A 25,415-nucleotide genomic window follows, 5' to 3' on the forward strand; every position below is an offset into this window, starting at 1 on the left:
CCGTGCTCGGGCTCAGGCGCCGGCGATGTCCGCGTGCCGCGTCCGTAGATCCTTCTTGAGGATCTTGCCGCTGGGGTTCTTCGGCAACGCGTCGGCGAGCACCACGTACTTGGGCCGCTTGTAGCCGGCAAGGATGCCGGCCAGATGCTCGTCGACCTGCTCTTCGGTGATCTCCACGCCCTCCTTGGGCACGATGACCGCGGTCACCGCCTCGATCCATTTCGGGTGCGGCACACCGAACACCGCTACCTCGGCGACCCCGTCGAGTAGATAGATGGCCTCCTCGACCTCCCGCGAGGCGACGTTCTCGCCGCCGGTCTTGATCATGTCCTTCTTGCGGTCGACCACCGAGAGATAGCCGTCGGCGTCGATGATGCCGAGGTCGCCGGAGTGGAACCAGCCGTTGCGGAATGCCGCCGCCGTCTTGTCCTCGTCGTTGTAGTAGCCCAGCGACGCATGTGGACTGCGGTGCACGATCTCACCCACCTCGCCCGTTGGGACCGGGTTGTCCTCGTCGTCGACGACCCGGGTCTCCACGTTGAGCGCTGCACGCCCGGCCGATCCGGCCCGCTCGAGCTGTTCGTGGGGCTGCAGAATGGTTGCCAGTGGCGACATCTCGGTCTGTCCATAGAAGTTCCACAACGAGACATCGGGAAGCCGCTCGCCGAGTTCACGCAACACCTCCACCGGCATCGCGGACGCACCGTAGTAGCCCTTGCGCAGCGACGACAGGTCACGCCTGTCGAAGTCAGGATGACGCAGCAACGAGATCCACACGGTGGGCGGGCAGAACAGTTTCGTCACCTTGCGCTGCTCGATCGTCTGCAGCACCGTCGCGGGGTCGGGTCCGGGCAAGATGATGCTGGTGGCACCCAGATAGATGTCGACCGACAGGAAGCAGTCGAGTTGCGCGCAATGAAACAGCGGCAGCGTGTGGATCTCCACGTCGTCAGCACTCATCCCGCCATCGATGGCACACGAGACATATTGACTGATCAGGGATTTCGACGACAGCAATACGCCTTTGGGCCGCGATTCGGTGCCGCTGGTGTACATCAGCCGCAGCGGATCGTCGTCGGCGACGGCCACGTGCGGGGCAGAGTCGTCGCCGGCGGTCATCCAGTCGTCGACGTTGTCCCAGCCTGCTTCCGCGGTTGCGCCGGCCATCGGGATCCAGCCACGGACCGCGTCGGTCAGACCGGACAACTCCATCGCCTTGCTCACCGTGGGCGCGAGGGCGTCCTCGGTGACCACCACGCTCGCGCCCGAATGGTCGAGGATGAAGCTGATCTCCTCGGGCCCCAGGCCGAAGTTCACCGGGACGAGCACCGTACCCAGGCGCGCCGAGGCGTAGTGCAGGACGGCGAACTGCCAGCAGTTGTGGCTGACGAGCGCGATCCGGTCGCCCTTGACCACACCCCGCGCTGACAGCGCGTTGGCACACCGGTTCACCGCCTGATCCACGTCGGCGAACGTCAACGTCGCGTCACCGTTGATGATTCCGACCTTGTCAGGCATTCGCAATGCCGTCCGGCGCAACACGTCACCGAGGGTGTGCTGACGGACCGTGTCGATCGCTGTGGCCGTTGCGGGAGTGTAGCGCTCTGTCATGACCTGCCCTTCGCTGCGTCCGGCTACCGGAGTTACCCGGGTCACAGTAGCAAGCCGGTATACAGCTGCAGCCCCAGAGTGAGGCCCCGACAATAGTCGTCCCGGCGACCCCGTGGGACTGCCGCCGTATCGCGGTCAGCGCGGCAGTATCCCGTCGAGCACGATCGACAGATACTGCCCGGCGATGTCGTCGGCCGAGAGCGCACCCCCCGGGCGATACCAGCGCACCGCCACCCAGACGGTGTCCCGCAGGAAGCGGTAGGCCAACTCGACGTCGAGATCGGCACGGAACTCGCCGTCGTCGACACCGCGCCGCAACACCGCATGCCACAACTGGCGGAACTCGGTGTTCAGCTCGCCGATGTAGCCGAAACGTTCCTGTGCCGCAAGACGTTTCGCCTCGTCCTGATAGATGGCGACAGCGTTGCGCTGCGCGTCGATCGACTCGAACGAGGCGACCACGAGACCGCGCAGGGTGTCCGCGGCGCTGAGACCGGCCGCGGCGATCTCCCGGTAGCGCGCGAACAGATCGTCGAGGAAGCCCCGCAGGATCTCATCGACCATCGACTCCTTGGAGTCGAAGTGGTGATAGAGACTTCCGGACAGAATGCCGGCGGCGTCGGCGATGTCGCGCACCGTGGTGGAGCGCAGACCGTTCTCGGCGAACATCCGGCCCGCTGTGGCCAGCAGTTCGTCACGCCTGGTGGAACCGGTGACGGTACTGCTGCGTGGGGCCATGAGCTCACCCTAGCAAGCGCTTGGCCGGGTCCGCGCATTGCGAACCCGGCCAAGCGGAGCGACTTCCGGTGAGAAGTCCTGTGAGAGGAAACCTACGTCAGCGCTTCTTGTTCTTCTTGATCGCCTTGTTGTTGAAGCGCGCCCACATCTTGAGCTGACCGTTGGTCATCTTCTTGTCGCGGTTGGTGAACGGCGGCGACATCATCTCGGCGATCGACAGCGGCAGCGTCGAGACCGTCACCGCACGTGCGTGGCTGAACGTCTCGAAGCCGGTGCGGCCGTGGTAGGCACCCATACCGCTCTTGCCGACACCGCCGAACGGCAGCTCGAGGCTGAACAGGTGCGTGGCGAAGTCGTTGGCGTTGACCGAACCGCTGCGGGTGCCGTCGATCAGTTTCTTGTAGTTCGCGTTGTCGTCGCCGGACCAGTACATGGTCAGCGGATGCGGGTGGCTGCTGATGTGGCTGATCGCCTCGGACAGATCCCGGTACGGGTAGACGGTCAGGACCGGACCGAAGACCTCGTCCTCCTCGATCTTCATGCCGGCCTTGACCCCGGTCAGCAGCGTCGGCGGGATCTTGCGCGCCTCGGCATCCGGCAACGACTCGCCGGCCGGGATCACCTGATGCTTGGTCGCGCCGAGCGCCACGGCATCGTCGATCAGGCCGACGATGCGGGAGAAGTTCTTCTCGTTGATCGTCGAGGTGTACTCGGTGTTCGAGCGGATCGTCGGGAACTTCTCCTTCCACCGCGCGACCACCTTGTCGGTGAACTCACCGACCTTGGCCTCCGGCACGAACACGTAGTCGGGGCACAGGCAGACCTGGCCACCGTTGACCATGCGCGCATCGGCCAGGAACTTGGCCGCCTTGTCGATGTCGGCGTCGGGGTCCACCACCGCGGGATTCTTGCCGCCCAGTTCGAGGGTGACGGGGACCAGGTTCTTGGCCGCTTCCTGCGCCACCGACGAGCCCACCTCGGGCGAACCGGTGAAGAACATGTGGTCGACCTTGAGCTTGGCGAAATCCGAGCCGGAGCCGTGCTTGCTGGTGATGACGGCGAGTTCTTCGATGGAGAAATAGTCGGGAGCGTGCTTGGCGATGACGTCGGTGGTACGCGCGGTGATCGACGACGGACGCATCAGCACCCGGTTGCCGGCGGCGAACGCCGAGCCGGCCGGCACGAACGTCAGGTTGAGCGGGAAGTTCCACGGGCCCATGATGCCGACGACGCCGAGCGGGTCGTGACGCAGCCGCTGCTTGAAACCGGCCAGCCCCTGCCCCTTGGCGACGTTGACCTCCTTCATCCATTTTTCGGCGTGCCGCCGCTGGTGGGTGAGGTCGATCATGCAGCCGACGATGTCGGTGGCCATCGACAGCTCACGCGGACGGGAACCGAAGTCGGCCTCGAGGGCCTCGGCGATCTCCTCGGAGTTGTCGAGCAGCAGCGACGAGAGCCGGGTGATGCGGTCGATGCGAGTCTTGGCGTCCGGGATGCCGTCGCGCAGGAACGCGGCCCGCTGGATCTCCAGCAGCTCGGTCATCGTGTGGGCTTCCGACGACACGCGGTCCCCGACCGCGGTCTGCACCTCTGCTGGTTTGGTCATGTGTGATCCTCCGAACGTTGCGACTGTCCACGCCACCGCGATGGGACGAATCAGCGTGGGTGTTCCATCATAGTATGCGGCACGTCACACCATGCTATATGTGGCCACGCTCGTTTTCAGAACGCTCCCCCGCAACGCGCCCCACACGGAGGCCGGGAGGGTCTAGAGCCGCTCGATGATGGTGACGTTCGCGGTACCGCCGCCCTCGCACATCGTCTGCAGGCCGTACCGTCCACCGGAACGTTCGAGTTCGTTGAGCAGGGTCGCGAACAGCTTGGCCCCGGTCGCGCCGAGCGGATGCCCGAGCGCGATTGCCCCACCGTTCGGGTTGACCTTGGCGGGATCGGCGCCGGTCTCCTTGATCCACGACAGCACGACGGACGCGAAGGCCTCGTTGATCTCGACGACATCGATGTCGTCGATCGACAAGCCCGTTTTCGCCAGCGCGTACGCCGTCGCCGGGATCGGCGCAGACAGCATCATCACCGGGTCGTCGCCGCGTACCGACATGTGGTGGATGCGGGCGCGTGGGGTGAGTCCGTACTCCTCGAGTGCCCTTTCCGAGACGACCAACGTCGCCGAGGCGCCGTCGGAGATCTGCGACGACACCGCTGCCGTCAGCCGCGACCCATCCGCCAGCGGCGACAGCCCGGCCATCTTCTCCATCGACGTCTCGCGTGGGCATTCGTCGACGATGCAGTCGCCGAGCGGGACGTTCTCGTTGTCGAAGTGTCCGGCCGCGATCGCCGCGCGGGCCCGCTCGTGCGATTGCAGCGCCCAGCGCTCCATGTCCTCCCGGGTGATGTCCCACTTGGTGGCCATCATGTCCGCACCGTGGAATTGGGAGATCTCGGCGTCGCCGAAGCGTTCCCGCCATCCGGCGGATTCCGCGGTGGGGGTGGTGAAGCCGAGGTCTCGCCCGGCGATCATCGCCTGCGAGATCGGGATGGCGCTCATGTTCTGTACGCCACCGGCGACGACGACGTCCTGGGTGCCACTCATCACGCCCTGCGCGGCGAAATGGATGGCCTGCTGCGATGATCCGCACTGCCGGTCGACGGTGGTGCCCGGGATGGCCAGCGGCAGTCCCGCGGCCAGCCACGCGGTGCGCGCGATGTTGCCGGCCTGCGGGCCGATGGCGTCGACACACCCGAACACCACGTCGTCGACGACGTTCGGGTCGATACCCGTCCGATCGATCAACCCGCTGAGGACGTGGGCGCCGAGGTCGGCCGAGTGGGTTTTGGCGAGCGACCCGTTGCGCTTGCCGACCGGGGTCCGGACGGCGTCGACGATGTAGGCCTGGGGTGTGCTCATGTGAGGGCTCCGATTCGGTTGTCAGGCACGCTGGCTGGAGATCGAGACGACCTCGCCGGTGAGATAGGTGGTGTAGTCGCTGGCGAGCATGGCGATGGTGGCCGCCACCTCCCAGACCTCGGCCGCCCGGCCGTAGGCCTCGCGGGAGGCCAGTTCGTCGAGCAGATCGTCGCTGGTCACCTTCGCCAGGAACGGGTGCTTGGCGATCGACGGTGCGATGGCGTTGATGCGGACGCCGACGTCGGCGGCCTCCACGGCCGAACACCGGGTCAATGCCATGACGCCGGCCTTCGCGGCCGCGTAGTGCGCCTGTCCACGCTGAGCTCGCCAGCCGAGGACCGACGCGTTGTTGACGATCACTCCCCCGTGTTCGACGCCGCGGAAGTAGCGCAGCGCGGCACGGGTGGCGCGGAAGGTGCCGTTGAGGGTGATGTCGAGGACGCGGTCCCATTCCTCGTCGGTCATGTCGGCCACCGGGGTCTCGCCGCCGAGTCCGGCGTTGTTGACCAGCACGTCGATGCGTCCGAGTTCGCTTGCCGCCGAGTCGATCAACGCGTCCACCTGGGCGGACTCCTGCACGTTGCAGGCGATCAGTCCGACGGTCTGATCGGTGAATTCCGCGGCGAGCGCGTCGCGTGCCTCGCCGAGTCGTCGTTCGTGCCAGTCGCTGATCACCACGTCGGCGCCCTCCATCAGCGCCCGACGCGCGGTGGCGAAGCCGATTCCCGTCCCGGCGGCGGCGGTCACCACCACCTTGCGGCCGAGCAGCAGACCGTGCCCGGGGGTTTCGGCGGGCGGGTCGGCCAGCGGCGAACGCTGCGTGCTGTCCGTGTCGGTGCGCACATCGACGGGCGTTCTGGTGGTCACTGTCGGGCCTCCCGCGGTAGGCCGAGCACGCGCTCGGCGATGATGTTGCGCTGCACCTCGTTCGAGCCGCCGTAGATGGTGTCGGCGCGGGTGAAGAGGAACAGCCGTTGCCATTCGTCGAGTTCGACGCGGTCGGGATCGGTGATGTCGTTGGCGGCGCCTTCGGCGGTGTGCGTGGGGCCGACGAGTGACGGCGCGCCGACGATCGCCATCGCCAGCTCGCCGAGATCGCGATGCCAGTTGGCCCACAACAACTTCGACACCGAGGCGGCGGCTGTTCCGGAGACGATGTCGCCGGCGAGCGTGCGTTGGGCGTTGGCGCGCATCACGGTCAGCCCGATCCAGGCCCGGGTCAGTCGTGAGGCGATCTCCGGATTGTGCACGGCGCCGTTACCCCGCGCGATCTCGGCGAGATTGCGCCATTCCCGTTCGAAGCCGACCTGCTGTCCGAGCGTGGAGACACCGCGCTCGAACTGCAGCAACCCCATCGCGACCGTCCACCCGTCACCGGGTTCCCCGACGATGAGGTCGGCGTCGGTGACCGCATCGTCGAAGAACACCTCGTTGAATTCCGATGTGCCGGTGAGCTGCTGGATCGGGCGCACCGTGACGCCCGGTTGCTCGATGGGCACCAGCAAGAAGCTCAGTCCATGGTGTCTGCTGGAGCCCTTCTCGGTCCGGGCGATCACAAAGCACCACTGCGCGACGTGGGCCAGCGACGTCCAGACCTTCTGCCCGTTGAGGATCCACCGCTCGCCGGCGTCGTCGAGCGCAGCGGTGGTCGACACCCCGGCGAGATCCGATCCGGCGCCGGGTTCGGAATAACCCTGCGCCCACAACTCCGTGACGTCGACGATGCCCGGCAGAAAACGCTGTTTCTGCTCCTCGGTGCCGTACTCGATCAACGTCGGACCAAGCAGTTCCTCGCCCAGATGGTTGACCCGGGCGGGCGCGTTCGCCCGCGCATACTCCTGATGGAAGATGATCCGCTGCTCCAACGTCGCGCCGCGGCCGCCATAGCGGACGGGCCAGCCGAGACAGGTCCACCCGGCGCGGGCGAGATGACGATCCCAGGCCAGCCGTTGGTCGAAGAACTCGTGCTCACTGCCCGGACCGCCGCGCCCCGTGAGATCCGCGAACTCCCCGACCAGGTTCTCATCGAGCCATTCCCGTACGGCGCGGGCGAACTGGTCGTCGGCATCCGGGACAGTTCGTGCCCATTCGCCGAGGTCGACCGCCCGGTCGGCCAGATTGATCGAGGTCATGGCCGCTAGCTTAGCGCACCAAGCAAGTGCTAGGTTGGGGACATGGAGGCGATCCTGACGACCCCTGCTGCCCTGCGCAGGGCGGAACAGACCTGGCCACAACGCACCGCCATCGTCGACGACCAGTGGACTTCGTCGGACACCCCGCACATCGAGATGACCTGGTCACAGCTCGCCGAGGAGGTCCGCACCTTCGCGGGTGCGCTCGTCGCATCGGGTGTGAGCGCGGGCGACCGCGTCGCGCTCTGGGCACCCAACAGCTACCACTGGCCGATCGCCGCACTCGGTGTGCAGTATGCGGGCGCGACCCTGGTCCCGCTGAACACCCGCTACACCGCCGGCGAGGCGATCGAGATCATCGATCGTTCCGCGGCTCGGGCGGTGATCGTGTCCGGGGAGTTCCTGGGTGGCGATCACCTGACCGACCTCATGCGCGATCACCGCGCCGCGATGCCCGCCACCGTGGTCGGGGTGATGCTCGACGCGTCGTCACCGGTACCCGACGGCGCCGTGGCATGGACCGACTTCGTGGGCCGCGCCACCGAGAGCTCGCTGGCCGAGGCCGAACGCCGGGCCGACTCCGTGGCCCCCGACGACATCTCCGACATCCTGTTCACCTCGGGCACCACCGGGAAGTCGAAAGGCGTACTGGCCGAACATCAACAGACCCTCGCCGGCGCGCACGCGTGGGGCGCCAACGGGAAACTCTCCCCGCACGACCGCTATCTGATGGTCAACCCGTACTTCCACACCTTCGGCTACAAGGCCGGCATCCTGCCGTGCACGCTGTTCGGTACCACCATGCTCCCGCTCGCGGTGTACTCACCGACCGAGGCCATGAAGCTCGCCGAAGCTCAGCGCGCCACCGTCTTCCCGGGTGCACCCACCATCTTCCAGACCATCCTCGACGACCCGGACCGCGCCGAACGTGACCTGTCGTCGCTGCGCCTGGTGGTGACCGGCGCCGCGATCGTGCCGGTCGTCCTCATCGAGCGACTACAGAGCGACCTGGGTGTCGACACGGTGATCACCGCATACGGTTTGACCGAGGCGAGCGGTTTCGTCTCCACCTGCACGCCCGACGACGACGATCAGACCGTCGCGAACACCTGCGGCCGGGCGTTCGACGGGATGGAGATCACGCTCTCCGAACAGGGTGAGGTGCTGGCCCGCGGGACGATGGTGATGCGCGGCTACCTCGACGACCCGGCTGCCACCAAGGAGACCATCGACGACGACGGCTGGCTGCACACCGGCGACATCGGCACCATCGACGAGCGCGGGAACCTCAAGATCACCGACCGACTCAAGGACATGTACATCTGCGGCGGTTTCAACGTCTATCCGGCGGAGATCGAGCAGACCCTGGCGCGACTCGATGGTGTCACCGAGTCGGCGGTGATCGGCGTGCCCGACGAGCGCCTGGGTGAGGTGGGCCGGGCCTACCTCACCGTGCGCGACGGCACGGCGCTCGACGAGGCCGCGGTGATCGACCACGCCAAACAACACCTCGCGAACTTCAAGGTGCCGCGGTCGGTGGTGTTCGTCGACGCGTTCCCGCGCAACGCCGCCGGCAAGATCCTCAAACGGGAACTCACCGCTCGCTCCTGACCGCGACTGTCGCGCCGCCGCGCGCCACCGCACGACCGTTCCTACACTGGGGCGCGCAGCGGATCACACCAGACCACAACGGCGGGCGGAGTCGATGACACAGCAGCAGTCCACCGACATCGACGGCTCGGTCTGGCTGGACGAGGCGGGCGTCCTCGACCCGCACCTGCCCACCCGACGCGTCGACACCCACGCCGCGGTGGTCGTCCTCAACGGCGACCGGGCGTGGAAGTTCAAGCGACCGGTGCGGTTCAGCTACCTCGACTTCAGCACCCCCGATCGGCGCCACGACGCCCTCGAGGCCGAGCTGCGCCTCAACCGGCGCACCGCACCGCGGTTGTATCGCGGGCTGCACGCCGTCCGCCGTGACACCGACGGATCGGTGTCGCTCGACGGCCCCGGCGAGACCGTCGACTGGGTGTTGGAGATGACGCGTTTCGACGACGATGCCCTGCTGATCCGCTGCGCGGAAACCGGCCATCTCGACGCACAGCTCCTCCGGTCGCTCGCCGAATCGGTGGTGGCGCTGCATGCCTCGGCCGAGGTGTGCACGGACGAGGCGGGTGCGGCCCGGCTGCGCGATGTCGTCGACGGGAACGTGGTCAGCATGGCCGCCTATCCCGAGATCCTCGACCAGGCGCGGGCCGCCGAGCTGACCGAACGACTGCGCACACTGATCGACCGCGACACCGACCTGCTCGACCGCCGCGCCCGCGCCGGCCGGGTACGCCACGGTCACGGCGACCTTCACCTGGCCAACATCGCGATCCTCGACGGGCAACCCGTCCCGTTCGACTGCCTGGAGTTCGATGCGGAGCTGGCGACCACCGACGTCCTCTACGACCTCGCCTTCCTGCTGATGGACCTCTGGGCCCGCGGACTGCGCACCGAGGCCAACATCGTCGTCAACAGCTACCTCGACCTGTCCCCCGACGACGAGGACGCCTACCGCCTCCTCCCGACCATGCTGAGTGTGCGGGCCACCGTCCGCGCCCATGTCGAGGCCGCCGAAGGGCACGCCGACACTGCGCGCCACTACCTCGATCTCGCGTTGGGTGTCCTCGACGCGGTGCCCGCCCGGCTGATCGCGTTCGGCGGCGGATCGGGGACGGGCAAGTCGACGTGGGCGCGCGCCGTCGGCGGACTCGTCGGTCAGGCACCCGGGGCACGCATCCTGCGCAGCGATGTGCTGCGCAAACGTCTTGCCGGAGTCCCCCTGTTCACGCGGCTGCCGGAGGCTGCCTACCGCACCGAGACCAGCCGGAGGGTGTATGCCGAGATCAACCGGCTGGCCGTTCCACTGCTGCGCGGCGGTATGAGCGCGATCGCCGACGCCGTCTATGCCCGCGACGACGACCGCGCCGCCATCGCGGGCGTGGCGACCGCTGCTGGGGTGGGGTTCACCGGAATCTGGCTCGAGTTGTCGGAATCCGAGCGGATCGCCCGGGTCGCCGCGCGCACGGCAGACCCGTCGGATGCCGACGCGACGATCGTGCGCCGGCAGAGCCCGTCATTGCCGACGCCGGCCGACTGGACGGTGGTCGACGCGGGTCCGGCACCCGATCCCACACGGGTGCTGTAGGTCTCAGGCGCGGGGTCTTCGTCGCGCGGTGGTACCGACCGCTGGTCGAGTAGCCGAGGAGCCTGCGACGAGGCGTATCGACACCCGACGACACAAAACCGCTGGCATACCCAGACCCGACGACACAAACCGCTGGTCGAGTAGCCGAGGAGCCTGCGACGAGGCGTATCGAGACCCGGCGCCATGGAGTTTGGGTAGCCAAACCTAACCCCAACGAACGCGAGCAGATCCGCGTCCGATATCGTTTCGGCCGTGCCGACTGGTGCACATGAATCTCGAGAGAAGGGCGCAGACGTGGGAAGTACGGAATCCATTCTGGAACTCGGTTATTGGCTGTCCGGAACCGATGTCTACAACAATGTGTGGCTACCGATCTGGGATGTGATCGCGGGAACCCACAACGCGCTCTTCCCGTTCCTGCCTCCGCTGTGGACGACCAACGGCTGACGGATCGGGCGCATCTGATCGGCTACTTGCGCTCCCTGAGTCCGGGGAGCGCAAGAAGCCGGGTCAGGTCCGCGGCTTGACCAGCGGGAACAGGATCGTCTCGCGGATACCGAGTCCGGTCAGCGCCATCAACAGCCGGTCGATGCCCATCCCGGTGCCCGCGGTCGGCGGCATGCCGTACTCCATCGCGGCGAGGAACTCCTCGTCGAGACGCATCGCCTCGTCGTCTCCGGCGGCAGCCAGCCGGGCCTGATCGACAAATCGCTCGCGCTGGATCACCGGGTCGACGAGTTCGGAGTAGCCGGTGGCCAGTTCGAAGCCGCGCACATACAGATCCCATTTCTCGGCGACGCCGGGCACCGTGCGATGGGCACGCACCAGCGGCGACGTCTCGACCGGGAAGTCGCGGACGAACACCGGTTGGGAAAGGCGTTCTCCCACCATGTGCTCCCACAGCTCCTCGACGAGCTTGCCGTGGCCGTACCCCTTGTCCTTCGGGACCTCCAGACCCACCCGGTCGGCGATCGTGAGCAGTTCGTCGACACTCGTGCCGGCATCGCCGCTCATCGGGACGATCTCCTGGCCCAGCGCCTCCGACAGCGACGGGTACATCTGAAGCGACGTCCACTCGCCGGACAGGTCGTACTCGCTGCCATCGGCCATCATCGGGGTCAGCGTGCCCAGCGCACCCTGCGAGACCTCTTGCACGAGTTCGCGGGTCATCACCGCGGCATCGTCGTAGGTGCCGTAGGCCTGATAGGTCTCGAGCATCGCGAATTCCGGCGAGTGGGTGGAGTCCGCGCCCTCGTTGCGGAAGTTGCGGTTGATCTCGAAGACCCGCTCGATACCGCCCACGATGCACCGCTTCAGGAACAACTCCGGTGCGATACGCAGATACAGATCCATGTCGAAGGCGTTGGAGTGGGTGACGAACGGTCGCGCCGCCGCACCACCGTGCAGCGTCTGCAGCATCGGCGTCTCGACCTCGAGGAAGCCTCTGCGGCCCAGCGCATTTCGCAGCTCGGACATCACCGCGATGCGGGTGCGGGCGTTCGCCCGGGCCTCCGGGCGCATGATGAGGTCCACGTAGCGCTGCCGGACGCGGGTTTCCTCGTTCATCTCCTTGTGGGCGACGGGCAAGGGCCGCAACGCCTTCGACGCCATCTCCCACGAATCGGCCATCACCGACAGCTCACCGGTGCGCGAGCTGATCACCTCGCCGTGCACGTACACGATGTCGCCGAGATCCACCTGGGCCTTCCACCGGACCAGCGCGTCCTCGCCGACGCCGTTGAAGCTGATCATCGCCTGCAGCTGGGTGCCGTCACCTTCCTGCAGGGTTGCGAAGCACAACTTGCCCTTGTTGCGTAGGAAGATGATGCGGCCCGCGACGCCGACGATCTCGCCGGTCTCGGTGCCCGCCTCGAGGTCGGGGTGGGCGGCCCGGATCTCCGACAGACTGTGCGTGCGCGCGATGGAGACCGGGTAGGCCTCGCGTCCTTCGCCCAGAATGGCCTCGCGCTTCTCCCGACGGATCCGGAGTTGTTCCGGCGTGTTGTCGTCGGCAGCGTCTGCGGGCGCGTTCTGCGTGGTAGGAGTGTTGCTCACCCCCGAGACCTTATCGGAATCAGGTGTCGCGCCCGTTGCCCGGTCGAGCTGGGTGGCGACTCGGTTCAGTGGGCCGAGATCGCGGCGAGTTCCTGCTCGCTGATGGTGCCGACGACGCGGGCCCGCCGCAGGGCGCGGTACCCGCCGACGACGAACACGGCGCCGGTGATGCCGCGCGCCTGCAGATGCCAGGCCAGCCACTCGGCCTCGTGGCCGTCGTCGCTGATCAGCAGCCAGCGGGCATCGGCGTGTGCGCTGCTCAGCGACTCCGGGGTGCCCGGCGTGAGGCGGGTGAGGAGTTCGGCGGCATCGATGGCCAGTGCACCGGACAGGACGCCGTCGGCCTGACGTTTACGCTGGCTGCGCACGTCGACGGGCGTCGTTCCCGAGGCGACGAGAGCGGCGTAGTCGGTCGCCTGCGCCGACAGCGGGGCAGCGCCGGCGGAGGAAGTGACAGTGGTGACGGGGGTACCGAGGACGGCGGTCATGTGAGGTCCTGTGAGAGTGATCGAGTGAGCGGGGGTCGTCGAAGAAGGGCGGCCGCAGATGCGGAACTCAGCCCTGACAACACTCCAGACAGCTCATGATCACGGCGAACAGTGTGCCACAGATCGTCGCGGGGCACCAGACCCGGAGCCCGCCTCAGCGCCGCCGCTGCTGCTTGGACCGTTCGTAGACCAGCCGCAGTCCGTCGAGGGTCAGGTAGGGGTGATGGGCGGTGAGGGTCTCGCACTCGTCGAACATCAGCGGCGCGAGGAACCCGGTGGCCACCACGGCGACGTCGTCGGAGTCGAAGCCGTCGATGGTGTCGCGGACGCGGTCCACCAGCGCGTCGACCTGGCCGGCAAACCCGTAGAGGATGCCCGACTGCAGCGCTTCGACGGTGTTCTTGCCCAGCACACTGCGCGGCGGCATCAACTCCACCTTGCGCACGGTCACGGTGTGTTCGGAAAGCGCCTCCACCGCGAGGTTCACGCCCGGCGCGATGGCACCACCGAGGAATTCGCCCTTCGTCGAGATGGCGTCCACCACGGTGGCGGTGCCGAAGGCCACCACGATGCACGGCCCCTTCGGGTAGTTGTGGTGGGCGGCAACGCAGTTGGCGACGCGGTCGGTGCCGACCTCTTTGGGGTTGTCCACCAGCAGCGGAACCCCGGTCCGCACACCGGGTTCCAGCAGCACGTGGTGATGACCGTCGCCGAAATAGCGCGGCACCATCACCCGCAACTCACGCAACAGCGACGGCACCGTGGACAGCGCCGCGACCCCGGTCACCTGCTCGACGTCGGAGCCCAGCAGGCCGCGGACGAGCAGCGCGAGCTCGTCGGAGGTCAGGTTCGGTTCGGTGTGGATGCGCCAGTCGCGCACCATCGTCGCGTGTTCGCCGGCCCCGGCGAAGACGCCGAGATGGATGTTGGTGTTCCCGACGTCGACGGTCAGCAGCATGGGCGGGGATCAGACGACGGCGTCGACGAGGACGCGCGGATCCCGCAGGCCCGAGCCCTCGGGCACACGCGCGGGATCGTCGCCGGCCTCGAGCACGCGGTTGGCGTCGTCGACGAACACCACCGACGGCGAGTACTCGCGCAGCTCCTGCTCGTTCATGATGCCGTAGGCGATGATGATCACCAGATCGTCGGGGTGTACGAGATGCGCGGCGGCCCCGTTGATCCCGATCACGCCGGAACCACGCTCGCCGGCGATGACGTAGGTCTCGAGGCGGGCGCCGTTGTTGATGTCGACGATGGTGACCTGTTCGCCCTCGAGCAGGTCGGCGGCGTCGAGCAGATCCTGGTCGATGGTCACCGACCCGACGTAGTGCAGGTCGGCCTGGGTGACCCGAACCCGGTGGATCTTCGACTTCATCATGGTGCGGAACATCAGATTCCCTTCGGTGGGTGTTCGGTGTCAGTGGTGTGGTTGTTCGGGGTCGCGGCCGGCAAACCCGGTGCCGATCGCGACGCCGACGTTGTCGATGAGTCGGGCCGGCCCGACCCGTGCGGCCACCAGTAGTCGTCCGTCGCCGCGCTCGGGCGGTGGCTCGAGCTGACGGCCGGTGAGCGCGAGGTAGTCGACCTCGATCTCGGGATGGGCATCGAGCACCGACTGCGCGGCGGCCAGGATCGCATCGCGCCCGCCGGCCGCGGCATGGGCGCCGGCGACCAGCGCAGCCGACAGGGTGGTGGCCAGGTCACGCTGGCGTTCATCGAGGTAGCGATTGCGCGAGGACATCGCCAAGCCGTCCGACTCGCGTACGGTCGGCACGCCCACCACATCGACGTCGAGGTTCAGATCGTCGACCATCTGCTTGATCAGCACCAGCTGCTGATAGTCCTTCTCGCCGAAGTAGGCGGCGTGCGGCGCGACGATGGTCAGCAGCTTGAGGACGACGGTCAGCATGCCGGCGAAGTGCGTGGGACGGGAGATGCCGTCGAGCACGGCACCGGCCGGGCCCGGATGGACCATGCTGCGCTGACCGTGGGGGTACATGTCCGCGACGGTCGGCGCGAACACCAGCTCCACCCCGAGCGGCCGCAGCAGCTCGCAGTCGGCGTCGAAGGTCCGCGGGTAGGCGTCGAGATCTTCGTTGACGCCGAACTGCAGCGGGTTGACGAAGATCGACACGATGACGACGGTGTTGCCGCTGGCCTTCGCGGCCCGGACCAGTTCGAGGTGCCCGGCGTGCAGGGCGCCCATGGTGGGTACGAGCGCCACCCGCTTACCCGCGCGCCGCAGCGCGGCGGTGATCCGGTGCAGTGTCGCCGGATCCCGGTGAACGGTCAGTTCGCCTGGTGTGTACGGTTTGTCGCCGAGATCGGTGGTCATGTCGTCTCCAGCACGTCGATGAGGTCGGCGGGCGCATCGGTGAGCCCGGCGGTCCGGCGCGCCAGCACCCGGTAGGCCTCGGCGATGTCGGTGACACCGGCGCCGTCGGCGGGCAGCGTCCGCAATGCGGCGAGGTGATCGGCGACGGCCTTCGCATCGCCGCGGGCGACCGGACCGGTCAACGCCTGCGGTCCGAGCTCCAACACGTTCTGCAGCGACGCCGTCACCAGCGGTCCGAGAATGCGTTCGGCGAGCATCGCGCCGCTGCCGTCGACGGTGGCCGCCGCCCGCCCGGCCTGCCCGCCACGACCCTCGATCGCCGCGTTGAGAGCGGCCACCGCATCGGTGATGAGAGTGATCAGGTGATTGGCGCCGTGCGCGAGCGCGGCGTGGTACAGCACCCGGTCGGCTTCGGCGATCCGCACCGGCTCGCCGCCCATCTCCAACACCAGCGCCTGGGCGATGGCGTAGCCGACCTCGTCGGCGGCGGTGACGCCGAAGCAGGCCTGCCGCAGCCGGACGGTGTCGTCGGCGGTGCCGACGAAGGTCATCGCCGGATGGATGGCAAGGGGTAGCGCGCCCAGTTCGGCGAGGGGGGTGAGCACGCCGACGCCGGCCGCCCCGGCGGTGTGCGCGACGAGTGTGTTGGGCCGCAGCGCCCCGCTGTGGGCGATCTCCTCGACGACGGCATCGAGTGCGGCGTCGGGAACGGCGACGATCAGAAGTTCCGAACGGGCCACGACGGAGCGCAGGTCCAGGATCTCGGAGTCGGGCAGCCGATCGGTGGCGCGACGCCGAGACGCCTCGGATCGGGCCACCACCGCACCGACCACATGCCCGGCCTGCTCGAGGGCGGCGCCCACTGCTGTGCCGACACGACCGGCGGAGATGAGTCCGACGGTCAGCCGCGCCGGGGTGGGCAGATTCGAGACGCCCGACAGGTAGGGGGCATCTCCGCGCAGCCCGGACGGGCCGAGATCATCGCTCGGTGAGGTCACCGCTGTCCTCCGCTGATAAGTTCCAGTCCCGGCTGAGCTCGGGTACCAGACGTTGCAGAGCAAGACTAGGCCCTGGGTACACCCCGACGCCAATGCCTGTGACAGGTCTCACGCGAGGCTCGCGTCACCGCCACAGAGACCTCAGCCGTCGTCATGGACCCACGGCGCGCGACATGTCTCTGCCCACAGGTGAGGTCGGTCGATGACGGCGGCGGGCGGGTCAGTCCTCTCGGCGACGGCGGCCGCTGCCGGGCGCACCGGACTGCCGCAGCTGGCTGAGCAACTCGGAGACCGGCAGGCCCGCGGAGTGGGCGCTCTCGCTGTCGTCGGTGCGCCGCCGCCGACGTCCCTGCAGTGCCGGGTTCGCCTCGTCGCCGCTGCCCTCGTGGCGTCCCACCGTGGCGAACGGCACCGACTCCGGCGACGGTTCGGGCGCCGCAGTCGCCGAGAGGGGCTCCGCATGGGTCGGTTCGGCGACCTCTGGCGGGGCAACCGGCTCTTCGACCTCGGAGGTGGCGGTCTCGGGTTCGGCCTCCGCCGGCGGCCATTCGTCGGTCGGCGATTCGTCGACGTAGCCACCGGCCGGCGCGGACTCCTCGGCGCTCATCTCGTCGTCGGCGAGGACGGCGTCCTCCACGTGGTCGTCGGCGATCTCGCTGGGCACCTCGGTCGCGATCCGTCCCGAGATCGGCGCCTCGTCGGTGATCACCGGGATCACCTCGGTCATCTCGTTGGGGTCCAGGTCGGCCGGGATACGCCGACCGGCATCGGCGGCCGGTGCGGTGGTCGCGAAATCCTGGGCGGCGCGCACGCTGTCGTCGGTGGCGTAGTCGCGTCCGAAACCGGCGCCGTATCCCGCCCGATAGCCGGTAGCACCGGGCGCGCCGATGCCGGACGCCAGTTCGCGCAGCTTGTCGCTCGGCAGCGCCACCCTCGGGTCGGGCAGCGATTCGCCGAGCAACATTTCCAGACTCGACCGCAGCGCCAGCACCTGGGCCTTCAGGTCGGCGAGTTCTTCGTTGGCCTCGGCGCTGACCTCTTTGCGGACCGTGGTCTCCACGTCGAGTTCGTACTGGCGCCGAGCCGCGATCTCACGCTCGAGCTGCAGTTCGTACACCAGCCGCAGGTCCCGGCTCTTCGCCTCCGCGCTCTCGGCCTGGCGGCGGAACTTGGTCACCAGAATGGCGCCGATCACGGCCGCCCACAGCGCGGCGATCACCGCCAGAGACCCGCTGATCGACAACTGGTCGGTGAAGACCATCAGGATGCTGGCCGCGATGGCGAGCACGATGAGCAGACCCAGCAGCCATTGTCCCACCGATCTACCGGAGCGCCGCGGCTCCGCGGAACGGCCATTCGAGGTCGTCATGATCGTGAACTTACCGTCTGACCGCACTGAAGTAGCACAAGCACTGCGGAGAGTCACGAATCGTTCGGGTGCTATACGCGATGGTCAGGCCGGCCCCGGATGGCCTCCGACAGCGTCTTCCGTCGGGTCATCGGGTGCCCGACAACAATATTCGAGCCACAGGGCGGCCGCCACCAGAAGCACGCCACCGATCAGCCCGACGATCGCGCCGGGCCGGTCGTGCTGCGCAGCCGCGAGATCGTGGCGGGTCCACAGGAACACGAGCAACCCGGTCCAGACGCCGACCGCGATGGCGCCCAGGATTGCCGACGACTTCGCCAGCGCGAACACCCGCGCGGCGGTCAGCGGATGCAGTTGGCCACGCGCGCGACCCACATCGCGGGAGGCCACCCGAGCCCGCACGACGAACGCGATCACCGCCTCGAGTGCGGCGAGGATGTAGAGCACCAAGCCGGCGAGCAGCGGCATCGGCGGCAGACTGCCGTAGTTGTAGCGGACCAGGATCCAGGCCACGATCGCCACCACCACGGCGATGGCCGCGAGGTCACGCACCCGGGTGGGGCCGAGGCCAGATTCCTGGTTCTCCTCCGGTGGACGTCTCGGTGCGGTCATCGTCGCCTCACCGCGGGCAGGTCGTCGACCGGCACCACACCGGCGCGCTCGTCGGGGTCGAGTTCGGCGATCAGATCGGCCACGGGGCGTTCGCCCTGCGGCGTCCAGAGCGTGGCGTCGGGTTCGATGGCCAGCCACGGCACCAGCACGAACGCACGCTGCGCCGCACGCGGATGCGGCAGCGTGAGCGCGGGGTCGTCGCTGCGCACGATCTCGCCGTCGCGGCTGACCGAGATGACGTCGACGTCGAGAGTCCGGGGACCCCACCGCACATCACGGGTACGGTCAGCGGCCTGCTCGAGCTCGTGACAGATGTCGAGCCACTGCCCGGGATTGCGGTCGGCACCGGCGAGCAACGTCACGTTGAAGAAGTCGTCCTGGTCGACGCCGCCCCACGGCGCCGTCGAATACACCGGTGAGACGGCGATGAGGTCGTCGGCGAGGCGTTCGACGACGCCGGCCAGGTGAGCGCGCCGGTCACCGATGTTGGACCCGGCCGAGAGGACGACACGCGAATACGTCATCACATCTGCGACTTTCGGGAGCTCATCGCCTTCCGGGAGCGTCGCGTCACCACCGCGACGTCGGCGAACCGCAGCGGGATGGGCGCCGACGGTTTGTGCACGGTGACCTCGCAGGCGGCGATGCGCTCGTCGTCCATCAGCGCCTCGGCCACCTCCCCACCGACGGCCTCGATCAGGTTGCGCGGCGGCCCGGCGACGATGTCGTGGGCGCGTTGGGCCAGCGCCCCGTAGTCCACGGTGTCGGCGAGGTCGTCGGAGGCGGCGGCCGCGGCCAGGTCGAGCCACAGTGTGACGTCGAGGATGAAGTCCTGCCCGTCGCGCCGTTCGTGTTCGAAGACGCCGTGATTGCCCCGGACGACCAGTCCGCGCAGTTCGATGCGGTCGGTCATCAGCTGTTCCCCACTCCCGTGTGTCGCGTCGGTCCCGGCGCCGCGGCGTCACGCGGTCCGCGCCGTCCGCCGCTGCGCCATGCGCCGGCGACCGCGATGGCGTCGCGACTGCTCGCCACGTCGTGCACCCGCACCGCCCACGCCCCGTCGGCAGCGGCCAGCGTGGAGATGGCGGCGGTCGCGACCTCGCGGCCCGCCGGTGGGCGGGGTTGGCCGTCGCGGGCGAGCAGAGTGCCGAGGAATCGCTTGCGTGAGGCGCCCACCAGCACCGGGAAGCCCAGCCCGACCAGTGTGGGCAGCGCGTGCAGCAACGCCCAGTTGTGGTCGGCGGTCTTGGCGAAACCCAGGCCGGGGTCGAGGATGATCCGGTCGGGGTCGACGCCGGCGTCCACCGCCGAGTCGACCTGGGCGAGCAGTTCCCCGCTGACCTCGGCCACCACGTCGCGGTAGCCGCCGGCGTCGTCGACACCGTGGGTGAACGGTGCACCGGCACGCGCCGCGACCCGGTCGACCGGACGCCAGTGCATCAGAATCCACGGCAGGCCCGAGTCGGCCACGACCCGCGCCATGTCGGCGTCGGCCCGCCCGCCGGAGACATCGTTGATGACCGTGACCCCGGCATCGATGGCGGCCTCGGCCACCGCGGCCCGCATGGTGTCCACCGACAGCGGCACACCGGCATCGGCGAGACCTTTGATGACCGGCGCGACCCGCGCCGCCTCCACCTCCGGGTCCACGCGGGTGGCGCCCGGGCGAGTGGATTCGCCACCCACGTCGATCAGATCGGCGCCCTGGGCGATCAGGTCGTGCCCGTGGGCGATCGCCGCGTCGAGGTCCAGGTAGCGGCCGCCATCGGAGAAGGAGTCGGCGGTGACGTTGATGACCCCCATCACGAGGGTGCGGTCGGCATCCAGACGCATCGGGTGGTGGTGACCGCTCAGGTCCGCGAGATCAGGTCGAGCGCCTCGCCGCGCGAGATGGCGCTGGTCTTGAACAGTCCGCGCACCGCCGACGTGGTGGTGGTGGCGCCCGGTTTGCGGATGCCACGCATCGCCATGCACAGATGCTCGGCCTCGATCACCACGATCACCCCGCGCGGTTCGAGCCGCTTGACGATGGCGTCGGCGATCTGGCTGGTCAGCCGTTCCTGAACCTGCGGACGCTTGGCGTAGAGGTCGACGACCCGCGCGAGTTTGCTCAGTCCGGTGACCTGTCCGCCCTGGCCGGGGATGTAGCCGACGTGCGCCACCCCGTGGAAGGAGACGAGATGGTGTTCGCAGGTCGAGTACATCGGGATGTCCTTGACCAGCACCAGTTCGTCGTGGTTCTCGTCGAAGATGGTGGCGAGAACCTCACTGGGATCCGTGTAGAGCCCGGCGAACATCTCCCGGTAGGCGTTGGCGACCCGGGTGGGGGTGCGCTTGAGCCCCTCACGATCAGGGTCCTCCCCCACCGCGATCAGCAGTTCACGGATCGCCGCCTCGGCGCGAACCTGATCGAACTGCCGGCCGCTGGGCGTGCGCGGGGCGAGTTCGTCGACCGCGCGATCCATGTCCTGCTGTTCACTGATGGTCATCGTGTCATCTGGTCCGTTCTGGAACGTGCGTTCGGCGCGACGGCGGGTGCCTCTAGTGTCGTGCGCCGGAGTCGTCGGGGCCGCGGTCGTCCGGATACCGGCCGGGAGAGCCGTATCCGGTCCCGTGGCCGTTCGCGCCGTTCGGATAGCCGTGGTCGCCGTGACCGTTCTGCGGCCCCGGAACGCCCTCACCGGAGTACCCGGCACCCGGATTGCCCGGCCGGCCCGGGTTTCCGGCGTAGCCCTGGGGACCGCTCGGGGACCCGTTGGGTCCGCCCTGCGGGGCGTCTTGCGGCGGCCAGCCCGGTGCCGACCAGTCGCGCGGAGCCCCGTAGTCGGGCCGGGTGCCGTGCGTGGGCTGGCCGGAATACCCGCCCGAGCCCTGGTATCCGCCCGAGCCCTGATGTCCGCCGGCCCCCTGGTAGCCGCCGTAGGGCTGACCGGGCGCCGACTGCGGCGGGTAGGCCGGTGGATACGACTGCCCCGGCGTCGGGTTCGGATAGCCGGGTTCGGCGCCCGGATGTCCGGACGGTCCGCCCGCACCCACCGGCTCCGGGATCGGCTCGGGCGCCGGCGGCGGCCATGGCTCACCGCGTTCGATCGCGAGCTCGCCCGGTGTTTTCACCGGCGGCTTCTCGCTCGGGGTGCGGTCGCCGAACTCGTTGAAGGTGGTGATCCGCGGCCGCTTGTGCACGTCGGCGAAGATGGCTTCGAGATCCTTGCGGGTCAGCGTCTCCTTGTCCAACAGTTCCGACGCGAGGACATCGAGGGTGTCGCGGTACTCCGACAGGATCGCCCACGCCTCGGTGTGCGCGGCCTCGATCAGCCGGCGTACCTCTTCGTCGATCTCGCTGGCGATCTCCGCCGAGTACGACGCCTGGTTGCCCATCGACCGGCCCAGGAAGGGGTCGCCCTGTTCCTGGCCGTAGTGCACCGCGCCGAGTTTGGCACTCATGCCGTACTCGGTGACCATCGCGCGGGCGATCTTGGTCGCCTGGTCGATGTCGCTCGACGCGCCGGTGGTCGGCTCGTGGAAGACGAGTTCCTCGGCGGCCCGTCCGCCCATGGCCATGACCAGACGCGCGATCATCTCCGAGCGGGTCATCAGGTCCTTGTCCTGCTCGGGTACCGCGAGGGCGTGTCCGCCGGTGCGGCCGCGGGCCAGGATGGTGACCTTGTAGATCGGGTCGAGGTCGGGCATCGCCCAGGCCGCCAGGGTGTGGCCGCCCTCGTGGTAGGCGACCACCTTCTTCTCGTGTTCGCTGATGATGCGGCTCTTGCGGCGCGGGCCGCCGATGACGCGGTCGACGGCTTCCTCGAGCATCTCTGCGGTGATGGTGTTCTTGTGCTCGCGGGCCGCGAGCAGCGCGGCCTCGTTGACCACGTTGGCCAGGTCCGCGCCGGACATACCGGGTGTGCGTTTGGCCAGGCCGTCGAGGTCGGCGTCGTCGTCGATCGGCTTGCCGTTGGCATGCACCTTGAGGATCGCGCGGCGACCGGCGATGTCGGGGTTGCCGACCGGGATCTGCCGGTCGAAGCGGCCGGGCCGCAGCAGCGCCGGGTCGAGGATGTCGGGCCGGTTGGTGGCGGCGATCAGGATGATGCCGGAACGGTCACCGAAACCGTCCATCTCGACGAGCAACTGGTTCAGTGTCTGCTCGCGTTCGTCGTGGCCGCCGCCGAGTCCGGCGCCGCGCTGGCGGCCGACGGCGTCGATCTCATCGACGAAGATGATGCACGGGCTGTTGTTCTTGGCCTGCTCGAACAGGTCACGCACCCGGGAGGCGCCGACACCGACGAACATCTCCACGAAGTCCGAACCGGAGATGGTGAAGAACGGCACCCCGGCCTCGCCGGCGACGGCGCGGGCGAGCAGGGTCTTACCGGTTCCGGGCGGACCGAACAGCAGTACACCCTTGGGGATCTTGGCGCCGAGCGCCTGATAGCGGGTCGGGTTCTGCAGGAAGTCCTTGATCTCGTAGAGCTCTTCGACCGCCTCGTCGGCGCCGGCGACGTCGGCGAAGGTGGTCTTGGGCATGTCCTTGGTGAGCTGCTTGGCCTTGGACTTGCCGAATCCCATGACGCCGCCGCGGCCGCCGCCCTGCATGCGGTTCATGACGAAGAAGAACAGCCCGAACAGCAGCAGCATCGGCAGGATGAAGATCAGGATCTGCCACAGCGCCGAATCCTCGGTGACATTGGTCTGGTACGGGGCACCGGTCTGGGTGACGGAGTTGAACACTTCGTCGCCGGCGGCGGCCGGGTACTTGGCGCTGATCTTGGTGACGTCCTGACCGTCGACCTGGATCGGGTTCTTCAGCTCGATACGCAGCGTCTGTTCCCGGTCATCGATGTCGATGCGGTCGGTGTTCTTCACGTTGAGCTGGGTCAACGCGACCGAGGTGTCCACGGACGAGTACTCGCGGCCCGAGTCACGCATCACGCTCCAGCCCCACAGGGCGAGCACGATCAACGCCACGATGGCGAGGTTGCGGAAGACTGACTTTCGGTTCATGCCTGTTGGTGGTGGTTCGGGCGGGTCTGGCTTGCCTGCCCGTGCCGTTCCCACTGTCCTTCCCGGTCGACGTCGCGGCCGGCCGCGCCTCGTGAGCGCGGCTGTCCGTATTTGTAGAGGCTACCGGTCAACGAACATCCGGGGAAAACCGTTCCGGCCTGCCCTCGCGGGCTCCTCGCCGCTGGTGAGAGCTCAGTTCTGGTAGACGGTGGGCCGGAGCCGTCCGATGAAGGGAAGATCGCGGTAGCGTTCGGCGAAATCGAGGCCGTAGCCGACGACGAATTCGTTCGGGATGTCGAAGCCCACATCGGCGACGTCGACCGGTGAACGCACGGCCTCGGGTTTGCGCAGCAGGGTGCACACCTCCAGGGACCGCGGCGAGCGCGTCGCGAGGTTCCTCATCAGCCACGACAGCGTCAGGCCGGAATCGATGATGTCCTCGACGATGAGCACGTCGCGACCGGTGATGTCACGGTCGAGGTCCTTGAGGATGCGCACCACGCCCGACGACGACGTCGACGACCCGTAGCTCGACACCGCCATGAACTCCATCTGCGACGGGATACTCAGCTCCCGGGCGAAGTCCGTCATGAACATGACCGCGCCCTTCAGGACGCCGATCAGCACCAGATCCTGTTCGATGTCGCCATAGCGTGACGCCACCGATTCGGCCAGCTCCCGGGTGCGCTGCTTGATCTGCCCCTCGGTGATGAGGATCGCCTCGATGTCGTCGCCGTAGGCGTGTGGGTTGTCGGCGTGTGTGTTGTCGGATCCCTGTGAGGACTGCACGGTTCCAGCTTGTCATGCCTGGGGCTGTGCGTGCCCGACACCACCGGAACGGCGCGCGAATCCGGTCGCCTGTCCGCGCCGTCGGCGCGACGTTGATCGAGCGTCCCAGTACGCCCGGTCACGGAGTAGGTCGTTCGTACGACAGTTCGGGCGAGAACGGCATGTCGCGCATCACACTCAGATCACGAATGGCAACATGATTCACACGCGACACACTTTCCTCCAACAAAGAACATTTATTTGTGAAGGTGAATTCGTTCGCAGACGCTTCGATTTCAGGGGGCCTGGTCATTTGTTCTGCGAACGAGATTCCTTCACGCAGCCTGTCCGTCCCGACTCTCGTCGCGGAGTCGATGACCTGAAAGACACCGCATATGCATTCACATCCAGGCACCCGCGCCCGCCGACCAGGCCCCCTCCGTCATCTGCGCCTGCTCAGCATCTTTTCCTTTGTCACCGTGGCGATTACAGCGTTCGCCGGGGTTGCCCAGGCCGCCCCGACGCAGCCCGGGCCGACGACGTACGACATTCATACGACAGCGTCGTCCTTCTCCATCACCGTGCACAACGGATCGATCAGCACCAATAACGGTGTGCTCGCCATTCGCAATAACGCCGGCGCGACCGCATTTCAGATGCCGCTGAACTATCGCAAGGAATATCTGCAATTCCCCATCGATGCACGGACCTCCGGCAACACCGCGACGTTGATACCGTCTCGTGACGTTGCGCGGGCCATTCCGGTGAATCCGCTCGAGGTGGAGCAGTTGCGAATGCAGGCTGCGGAGAAGGTCGACGCGCCGCGGACCAAGCAGGAGCGGGATGACGAGGCACTGCAGCGCTTCAATCAGGAGTTGAGCGCGGGCATCAGCATCTCCTCGCTGGTGGGCACGGTACTGGGTGCAATTGTGGGAGGCATCGCAGGCTGCGCGCTCGGGCTTTTCGCAGCGGTCATCGGATGTCCGTTCATCATTCCGTTGGGTGCATCGCTCGGCGGGATTGTCGGCCTGGCACTCGGCGGCGGCGGTTCGCTGATCTGGTCCGCCGTCAATTACTTCAACACCATCAACTCCCCGTTCGTCCCGCCCCGCAACTGAGTCGACAACGCTTCACCCCCGACGGTCCGCCTCCACGCTCGACGAGGCGGGCCGTCACTCTTTCTGGC

At 67.9% G+C, this 25,415-nt stretch carries 24 protein-coding genes; 4 read left to right on the forward strand and 20 right to left on the reverse strand.

Going from position 1 to position 25,415, the window contains the following annotated elements:
* Positions 1-12: 12 nt before the first annotated feature.
* From NWF22_RS06445 to NWF22_RS06470, 6 genes are all read right to left on the reverse strand, one after another.
* The gene (locus tag NWF22_RS06445) at positions 13-1,611 is read right to left on the reverse strand and encodes an acyl-CoA synthetase (protein ID WP_160900087.1); all 1,599 of its coding nucleotides are present in this window, start codon (positions 1,609-1,611) and stop codon (positions 13-15) included.
* 135 nt (positions 1,612-1,746) lie between these two features.
* Positions 1,747-2,349, reverse strand: coding sequence for a TetR/AcrR family transcriptional regulator (locus NWF22_RS06450; protein ID WP_160900086.1), 603 nt, complete (start codon positions 2,347-2,349; stop codon positions 1,747-1,749).
* A gap of 97 nt (positions 2,350-2,446) precedes the next feature.
* On the reverse strand, positions 2,447-3,955 hold the full coding sequence (locus NWF22_RS06455) for an aldehyde dehydrogenase family protein (protein ID WP_160900085.1): 1,509 nt from the start codon (positions 3,953-3,955) through the stop codon (positions 2,447-2,449).
* A 162-nt stretch (positions 3,956-4,117) separates the two neighbouring features.
* The gene (locus NWF22_RS06460) at positions 4,118-5,272 is read right to left on the reverse strand and encodes an acetyl-CoA C-acetyltransferase (RefSeq protein ID WP_160900084.1); all 1,155 of its coding nucleotides are present in this window, start codon (positions 5,270-5,272) and stop codon (positions 4,118-4,120) included.
* A gap of 21 nt (positions 5,273-5,293) precedes the next feature.
* Positions 5,294-6,139: an SDR family oxidoreductase gene (locus NWF22_RS06465; RefSeq protein ID WP_258321345.1), complete on the reverse strand. Its 846-nt coding sequence runs from the start codon at positions 6,137-6,139 to the stop codon at positions 5,294-5,296.
* Positions 6,136-7,404 carry an acyl-CoA dehydrogenase family protein gene (locus NWF22_RS06470; RefSeq protein ID WP_160900083.1) on the reverse strand — a complete coding sequence of 423 codons (1,269 nt, stop codon included), beginning with the start codon at positions 7,402-7,404 and terminating at the stop codon, positions 6,136-6,138. Before NWF22_RS06470 ends, NWF22_RS06465 begins: the two co-directional genes overlap by 4 nt.
* Positions 7,405-7,446: 42 nt before the next feature.
* On the opposite strand from NWF22_RS06470, the gene NWF22_RS06475 reads away from it, so the two are divergent.
* The 3 genes from NWF22_RS06475 (at position 7,447) to NWF22_RS06485 (ending at position 11,044) form a co-directional block, all read left to right on the forward strand.
* Positions 7,447-9,015, forward strand: coding sequence for a FadD3 family acyl-CoA ligase (locus NWF22_RS06475; RefSeq protein WP_160900082.1), 1,569 nt, complete (start codon positions 7,447-7,449; stop codon positions 9,013-9,015).
* A 94-nt stretch (positions 9,016-9,109) separates the two neighbouring features.
* Positions 9,110-10,597: a bifunctional aminoglycoside phosphotransferase/ATP-binding protein gene (locus NWF22_RS06480; RefSeq protein WP_160900081.1), complete on the forward strand. Its 1,488-nt coding sequence runs from the start codon at positions 9,110-9,112 to the stop codon at positions 10,595-10,597.
* Between the two features lie 294 nt (positions 10,598-10,891).
* On the forward strand, positions 10,892-11,044 hold the full coding sequence (locus NWF22_RS06485; RefSeq protein ID WP_160900080.1) for a hypothetical protein: 153 nt from the start codon (positions 10,892-10,894) through the stop codon (positions 11,042-11,044).
* A gap of 63 nt (positions 11,045-11,107) precedes the next feature.
* Here the strand turns inward: NWF22_RS06485 and lysS are convergent, their stop codons facing one another.
* The 14 genes from lysS to hpt all read right to left on the reverse strand — a co-directional run bounded on the left by lysS (position 11,108) and on the right by hpt (position 24,250).
* Positions 11,108-12,652 (reverse strand): lysine--tRNA ligase, encoded by a 1,545-nt coding sequence (lysS, locus tag NWF22_RS06490; protein WP_160900079.1) that lies wholly within the window; start codon positions 12,650-12,652, stop codon positions 11,108-11,110.
* 65 nt (positions 12,653-12,717) lie between these two features.
* Positions 12,718-13,140 (reverse strand): rhodanese-like domain-containing protein, encoded by a 423-nt coding sequence (locus tag NWF22_RS06495; RefSeq protein ID WP_160900078.1) that lies wholly within the window; start codon positions 13,138-13,140, stop codon positions 12,718-12,720.
* A 154-nt stretch (positions 13,141-13,294) separates the two neighbouring features.
* On the reverse strand, positions 13,295-14,098 hold the full coding sequence (locus NWF22_RS06500) for a type III pantothenate kinase (RefSeq protein WP_160900077.1): 804 nt from the start codon (positions 14,096-14,098) through the stop codon (positions 13,295-13,297).
* A 9-nt stretch (positions 14,099-14,107) separates the two neighbouring features.
* Complete coding sequence (panD, locus tag NWF22_RS06505) at positions 14,108-14,533, reverse strand: aspartate 1-decarboxylase (RefSeq protein ID WP_160900076.1); 426 nt, start codon at positions 14,531-14,533, stop codon at positions 14,108-14,110.
* A gap of 27 nt (positions 14,534-14,560) precedes the next feature.
* Positions 14,561-15,478 (reverse strand): pantoate--beta-alanine ligase, encoded by a 918-nt coding sequence (panC, locus tag NWF22_RS06510; RefSeq protein ID WP_160900075.1) that lies wholly within the window; start codon positions 15,476-15,478, stop codon positions 14,561-14,563.
* The gene (locus NWF22_RS06515) at positions 15,475-16,476 is read right to left on the reverse strand and encodes a Rossmann-like and DUF2520 domain-containing protein (RefSeq protein ID WP_160900074.1); all 1,002 of its coding nucleotides are present in this window, start codon (positions 16,474-16,476) and stop codon (positions 15,475-15,477) included. The genes panC and NWF22_RS06515 overlap by 4 nt, the downstream gene beginning before the upstream one ends.
* Positions 16,477-16,696: 220 nt before the next feature.
* Positions 16,697-17,845, reverse strand: a complete 1,149-nt coding sequence (locus NWF22_RS06520) for a DUF6779 domain-containing protein (RefSeq protein ID WP_160900073.1) — start codon at positions 17,843-17,845, stop codon at positions 16,697-16,699.
* Positions 17,846-17,929: 84 nt separating this feature from the next.
* Complete coding sequence (locus NWF22_RS06525) at positions 17,930-18,457, reverse strand: DUF3180 domain-containing protein (RefSeq protein WP_160900072.1); 528 nt, start codon at positions 18,455-18,457, stop codon at positions 17,930-17,932.
* Positions 18,454-18,981 (reverse strand): 2-amino-4-hydroxy-6-hydroxymethyldihydropteridine diphosphokinase, encoded by a 528-nt coding sequence (gene folK, locus NWF22_RS06530; protein WP_160900071.1) that lies wholly within the window; start codon positions 18,979-18,981, stop codon positions 18,454-18,456. Before folK ends, NWF22_RS06525 begins: the two co-directional genes overlap by 4 nt.
* Complete coding sequence (gene folB / locus NWF22_RS06535) at positions 18,981-19,370, reverse strand: dihydroneopterin aldolase (protein WP_160900070.1); 390 nt, start codon at positions 19,368-19,370, stop codon at positions 18,981-18,983. The genes folK and folB overlap by 1 nt, the downstream gene beginning before the upstream one ends.
* Entirely contained in the window at positions 19,370-20,290 is a 921-nt protein-coding gene (gene folP / locus NWF22_RS06540) for a dihydropteroate synthase (protein WP_160900069.1), read from the reverse strand. The genes folB and folP overlap by 1 nt, the downstream gene beginning before the upstream one ends.
* Positions 20,291-20,307: 17 nt before the next feature.
* Complete coding sequence (folE, locus tag NWF22_RS06545; protein ID WP_202398136.1) at positions 20,308-20,946, reverse strand: GTP cyclohydrolase I FolE; 639 nt, start codon at positions 20,944-20,946, stop codon at positions 20,308-20,310.
* A 52-nt stretch (positions 20,947-20,998) separates the two neighbouring features.
* Positions 20,999-23,461 (reverse strand): ATP-dependent zinc metalloprotease FtsH, encoded by a 2,463-nt coding sequence (gene ftsH, locus NWF22_RS06550; protein ID WP_160900068.1) that lies wholly within the window; start codon positions 23,459-23,461, stop codon positions 20,999-21,001.
* Positions 23,462-23,653: 192 nt separating this feature from the next.
* The gene (gene hpt, locus NWF22_RS06555) at positions 23,654-24,250 is read right to left on the reverse strand and encodes a hypoxanthine phosphoribosyltransferase (RefSeq protein ID WP_160900067.1); all 597 of its coding nucleotides are present in this window, start codon (positions 24,248-24,250) and stop codon (positions 23,654-23,656) included.
* A 458-nt stretch (positions 24,251-24,708) separates the two neighbouring features.
* On the opposite strand from hpt, the gene NWF22_RS06560 reads away from it, so the two are divergent.
* Complete coding sequence (locus NWF22_RS06560) at positions 24,709-25,347, forward strand: DUF8020 domain-containing protein (protein ID WP_309249735.1); 639 nt, start codon at positions 24,709-24,711, stop codon at positions 25,345-25,347.
* Positions 25,348-25,415: the final 68 nt, after the last annotated feature.

It is taken from the genome of Gordonia mangrovi, from assembly GCF_024734075.1.
Taxonomy (GTDB): domain Bacteria; phylum Actinomycetota; class Actinomycetes; order Mycobacteriales; family Mycobacteriaceae; genus Gordonia; species Gordonia mangrovi.

Excerpts from the sequence above, each read along its gene's own strand:
- ftsH (WP_160900068.1), bottom strand. The coding sequence starts at position 23,461 with ATGAACCGAAAGTCAGTCTTCCGCAACCTCGCCATCGTGGCGTTGATC.
- NWF22_RS06455 (WP_160900085.1), bottom strand. The coding sequence starts at position 3,955 with ATGACCAAACCAGCAGAGGTGCAGACCGCGGTCGGGGACCGCGTGTCG.
- folP (WP_160900069.1), bottom strand. The coding sequence starts at position 20,290 with ATGCGTCTGGATGCCGACCGCACCCTCGTGATGGGGGTCATCAACGTC.
- NWF22_RS06450 (WP_160900086.1), bottom strand. The coding sequence starts at position 2,349 with ATGGCCCCACGCAGCAGTACCGTCACCGGTTCCACCAGGCGTGACGAA.
- folK (WP_160900071.1), bottom strand. The coding sequence starts at position 18,981 with ATGACGTATTCGCGTGTCGTCCTCTCGGCCGGGTCCAACATCGGTGAC.
- folB (WP_160900070.1), bottom strand. The coding sequence starts at position 19,370 with ATGACCGACCGCATCGAACTGCGCGGACTGGTCGTCCGGGGCAATCAC.
- NWF22_RS06525 (WP_160900072.1), bottom strand. The coding sequence starts at position 18,457 with ATGACCGCACCGAGACGTCCACCGGAGGAGAACCAGGAATCTGGCCTC.
- NWF22_RS06520 (WP_160900073.1), bottom strand. The coding sequence starts at position 17,845 with ATGACGACCTCGAATGGCCGTTCCGCGGAGCCGCGGCGCTCCGGTAGA.
- panD (WP_160900076.1), bottom strand. The coding sequence starts at position 14,533 with ATGTTCCGCACCATGATGAAGTCGAAGATCCACCGGGTTCGGGTCACC.
- NWF22_RS06475 (WP_160900082.1), top strand. The coding sequence starts at position 7,447 with ATGGAGGCGATCCTGACGACCCCTGCTGCCCTGCGCAGGGCGGAACAG.
- folE (WP_202398136.1), bottom strand. The coding sequence starts at position 20,946 with ATGACCATCAGTGAACAGCAGGACATGGATCGCGCGGTCGACGAACTC.
- NWF22_RS06470 (WP_160900083.1), bottom strand. The coding sequence starts at position 7,404 with ATGACCTCGATCAATCTGGCCGACCGGGCGGTCGACCTCGGCGAATGG.
- NWF22_RS06500 (WP_160900077.1), bottom strand. The coding sequence starts at position 14,098 with ATGCTGCTGACCGTCGACGTCGGGAACACCAACATCCATCTCGGCGTC.
- NWF22_RS06480 (WP_160900081.1), top strand. The coding sequence starts at position 9,110 with ATGACACAGCAGCAGTCCACCGACATCGACGGCTCGGTCTGGCTGGAC.
- NWF22_RS06445 (WP_160900087.1), bottom strand. The coding sequence starts at position 1,611 with ATGACAGAGCGCTACACTCCCGCAACGGCCACAGCGATCGACACGGTC.
- NWF22_RS06495 (WP_160900078.1), bottom strand. The coding sequence starts at position 13,140 with ATGACCGCCGTCCTCGGTACCCCCGTCACCACTGTCACTTCCTCCGCC.
- NWF22_RS06460 (WP_160900084.1), bottom strand. The coding sequence starts at position 5,272 with ATGAGCACACCCCAGGCCTACATCGTCGACGCCGTCCGGACCCCGGTC.
- panC (WP_160900075.1), bottom strand. The coding sequence starts at position 15,478 with ATGACCACCGATCTCGGCGACAAACCGTACACACCAGGCGAACTGACC.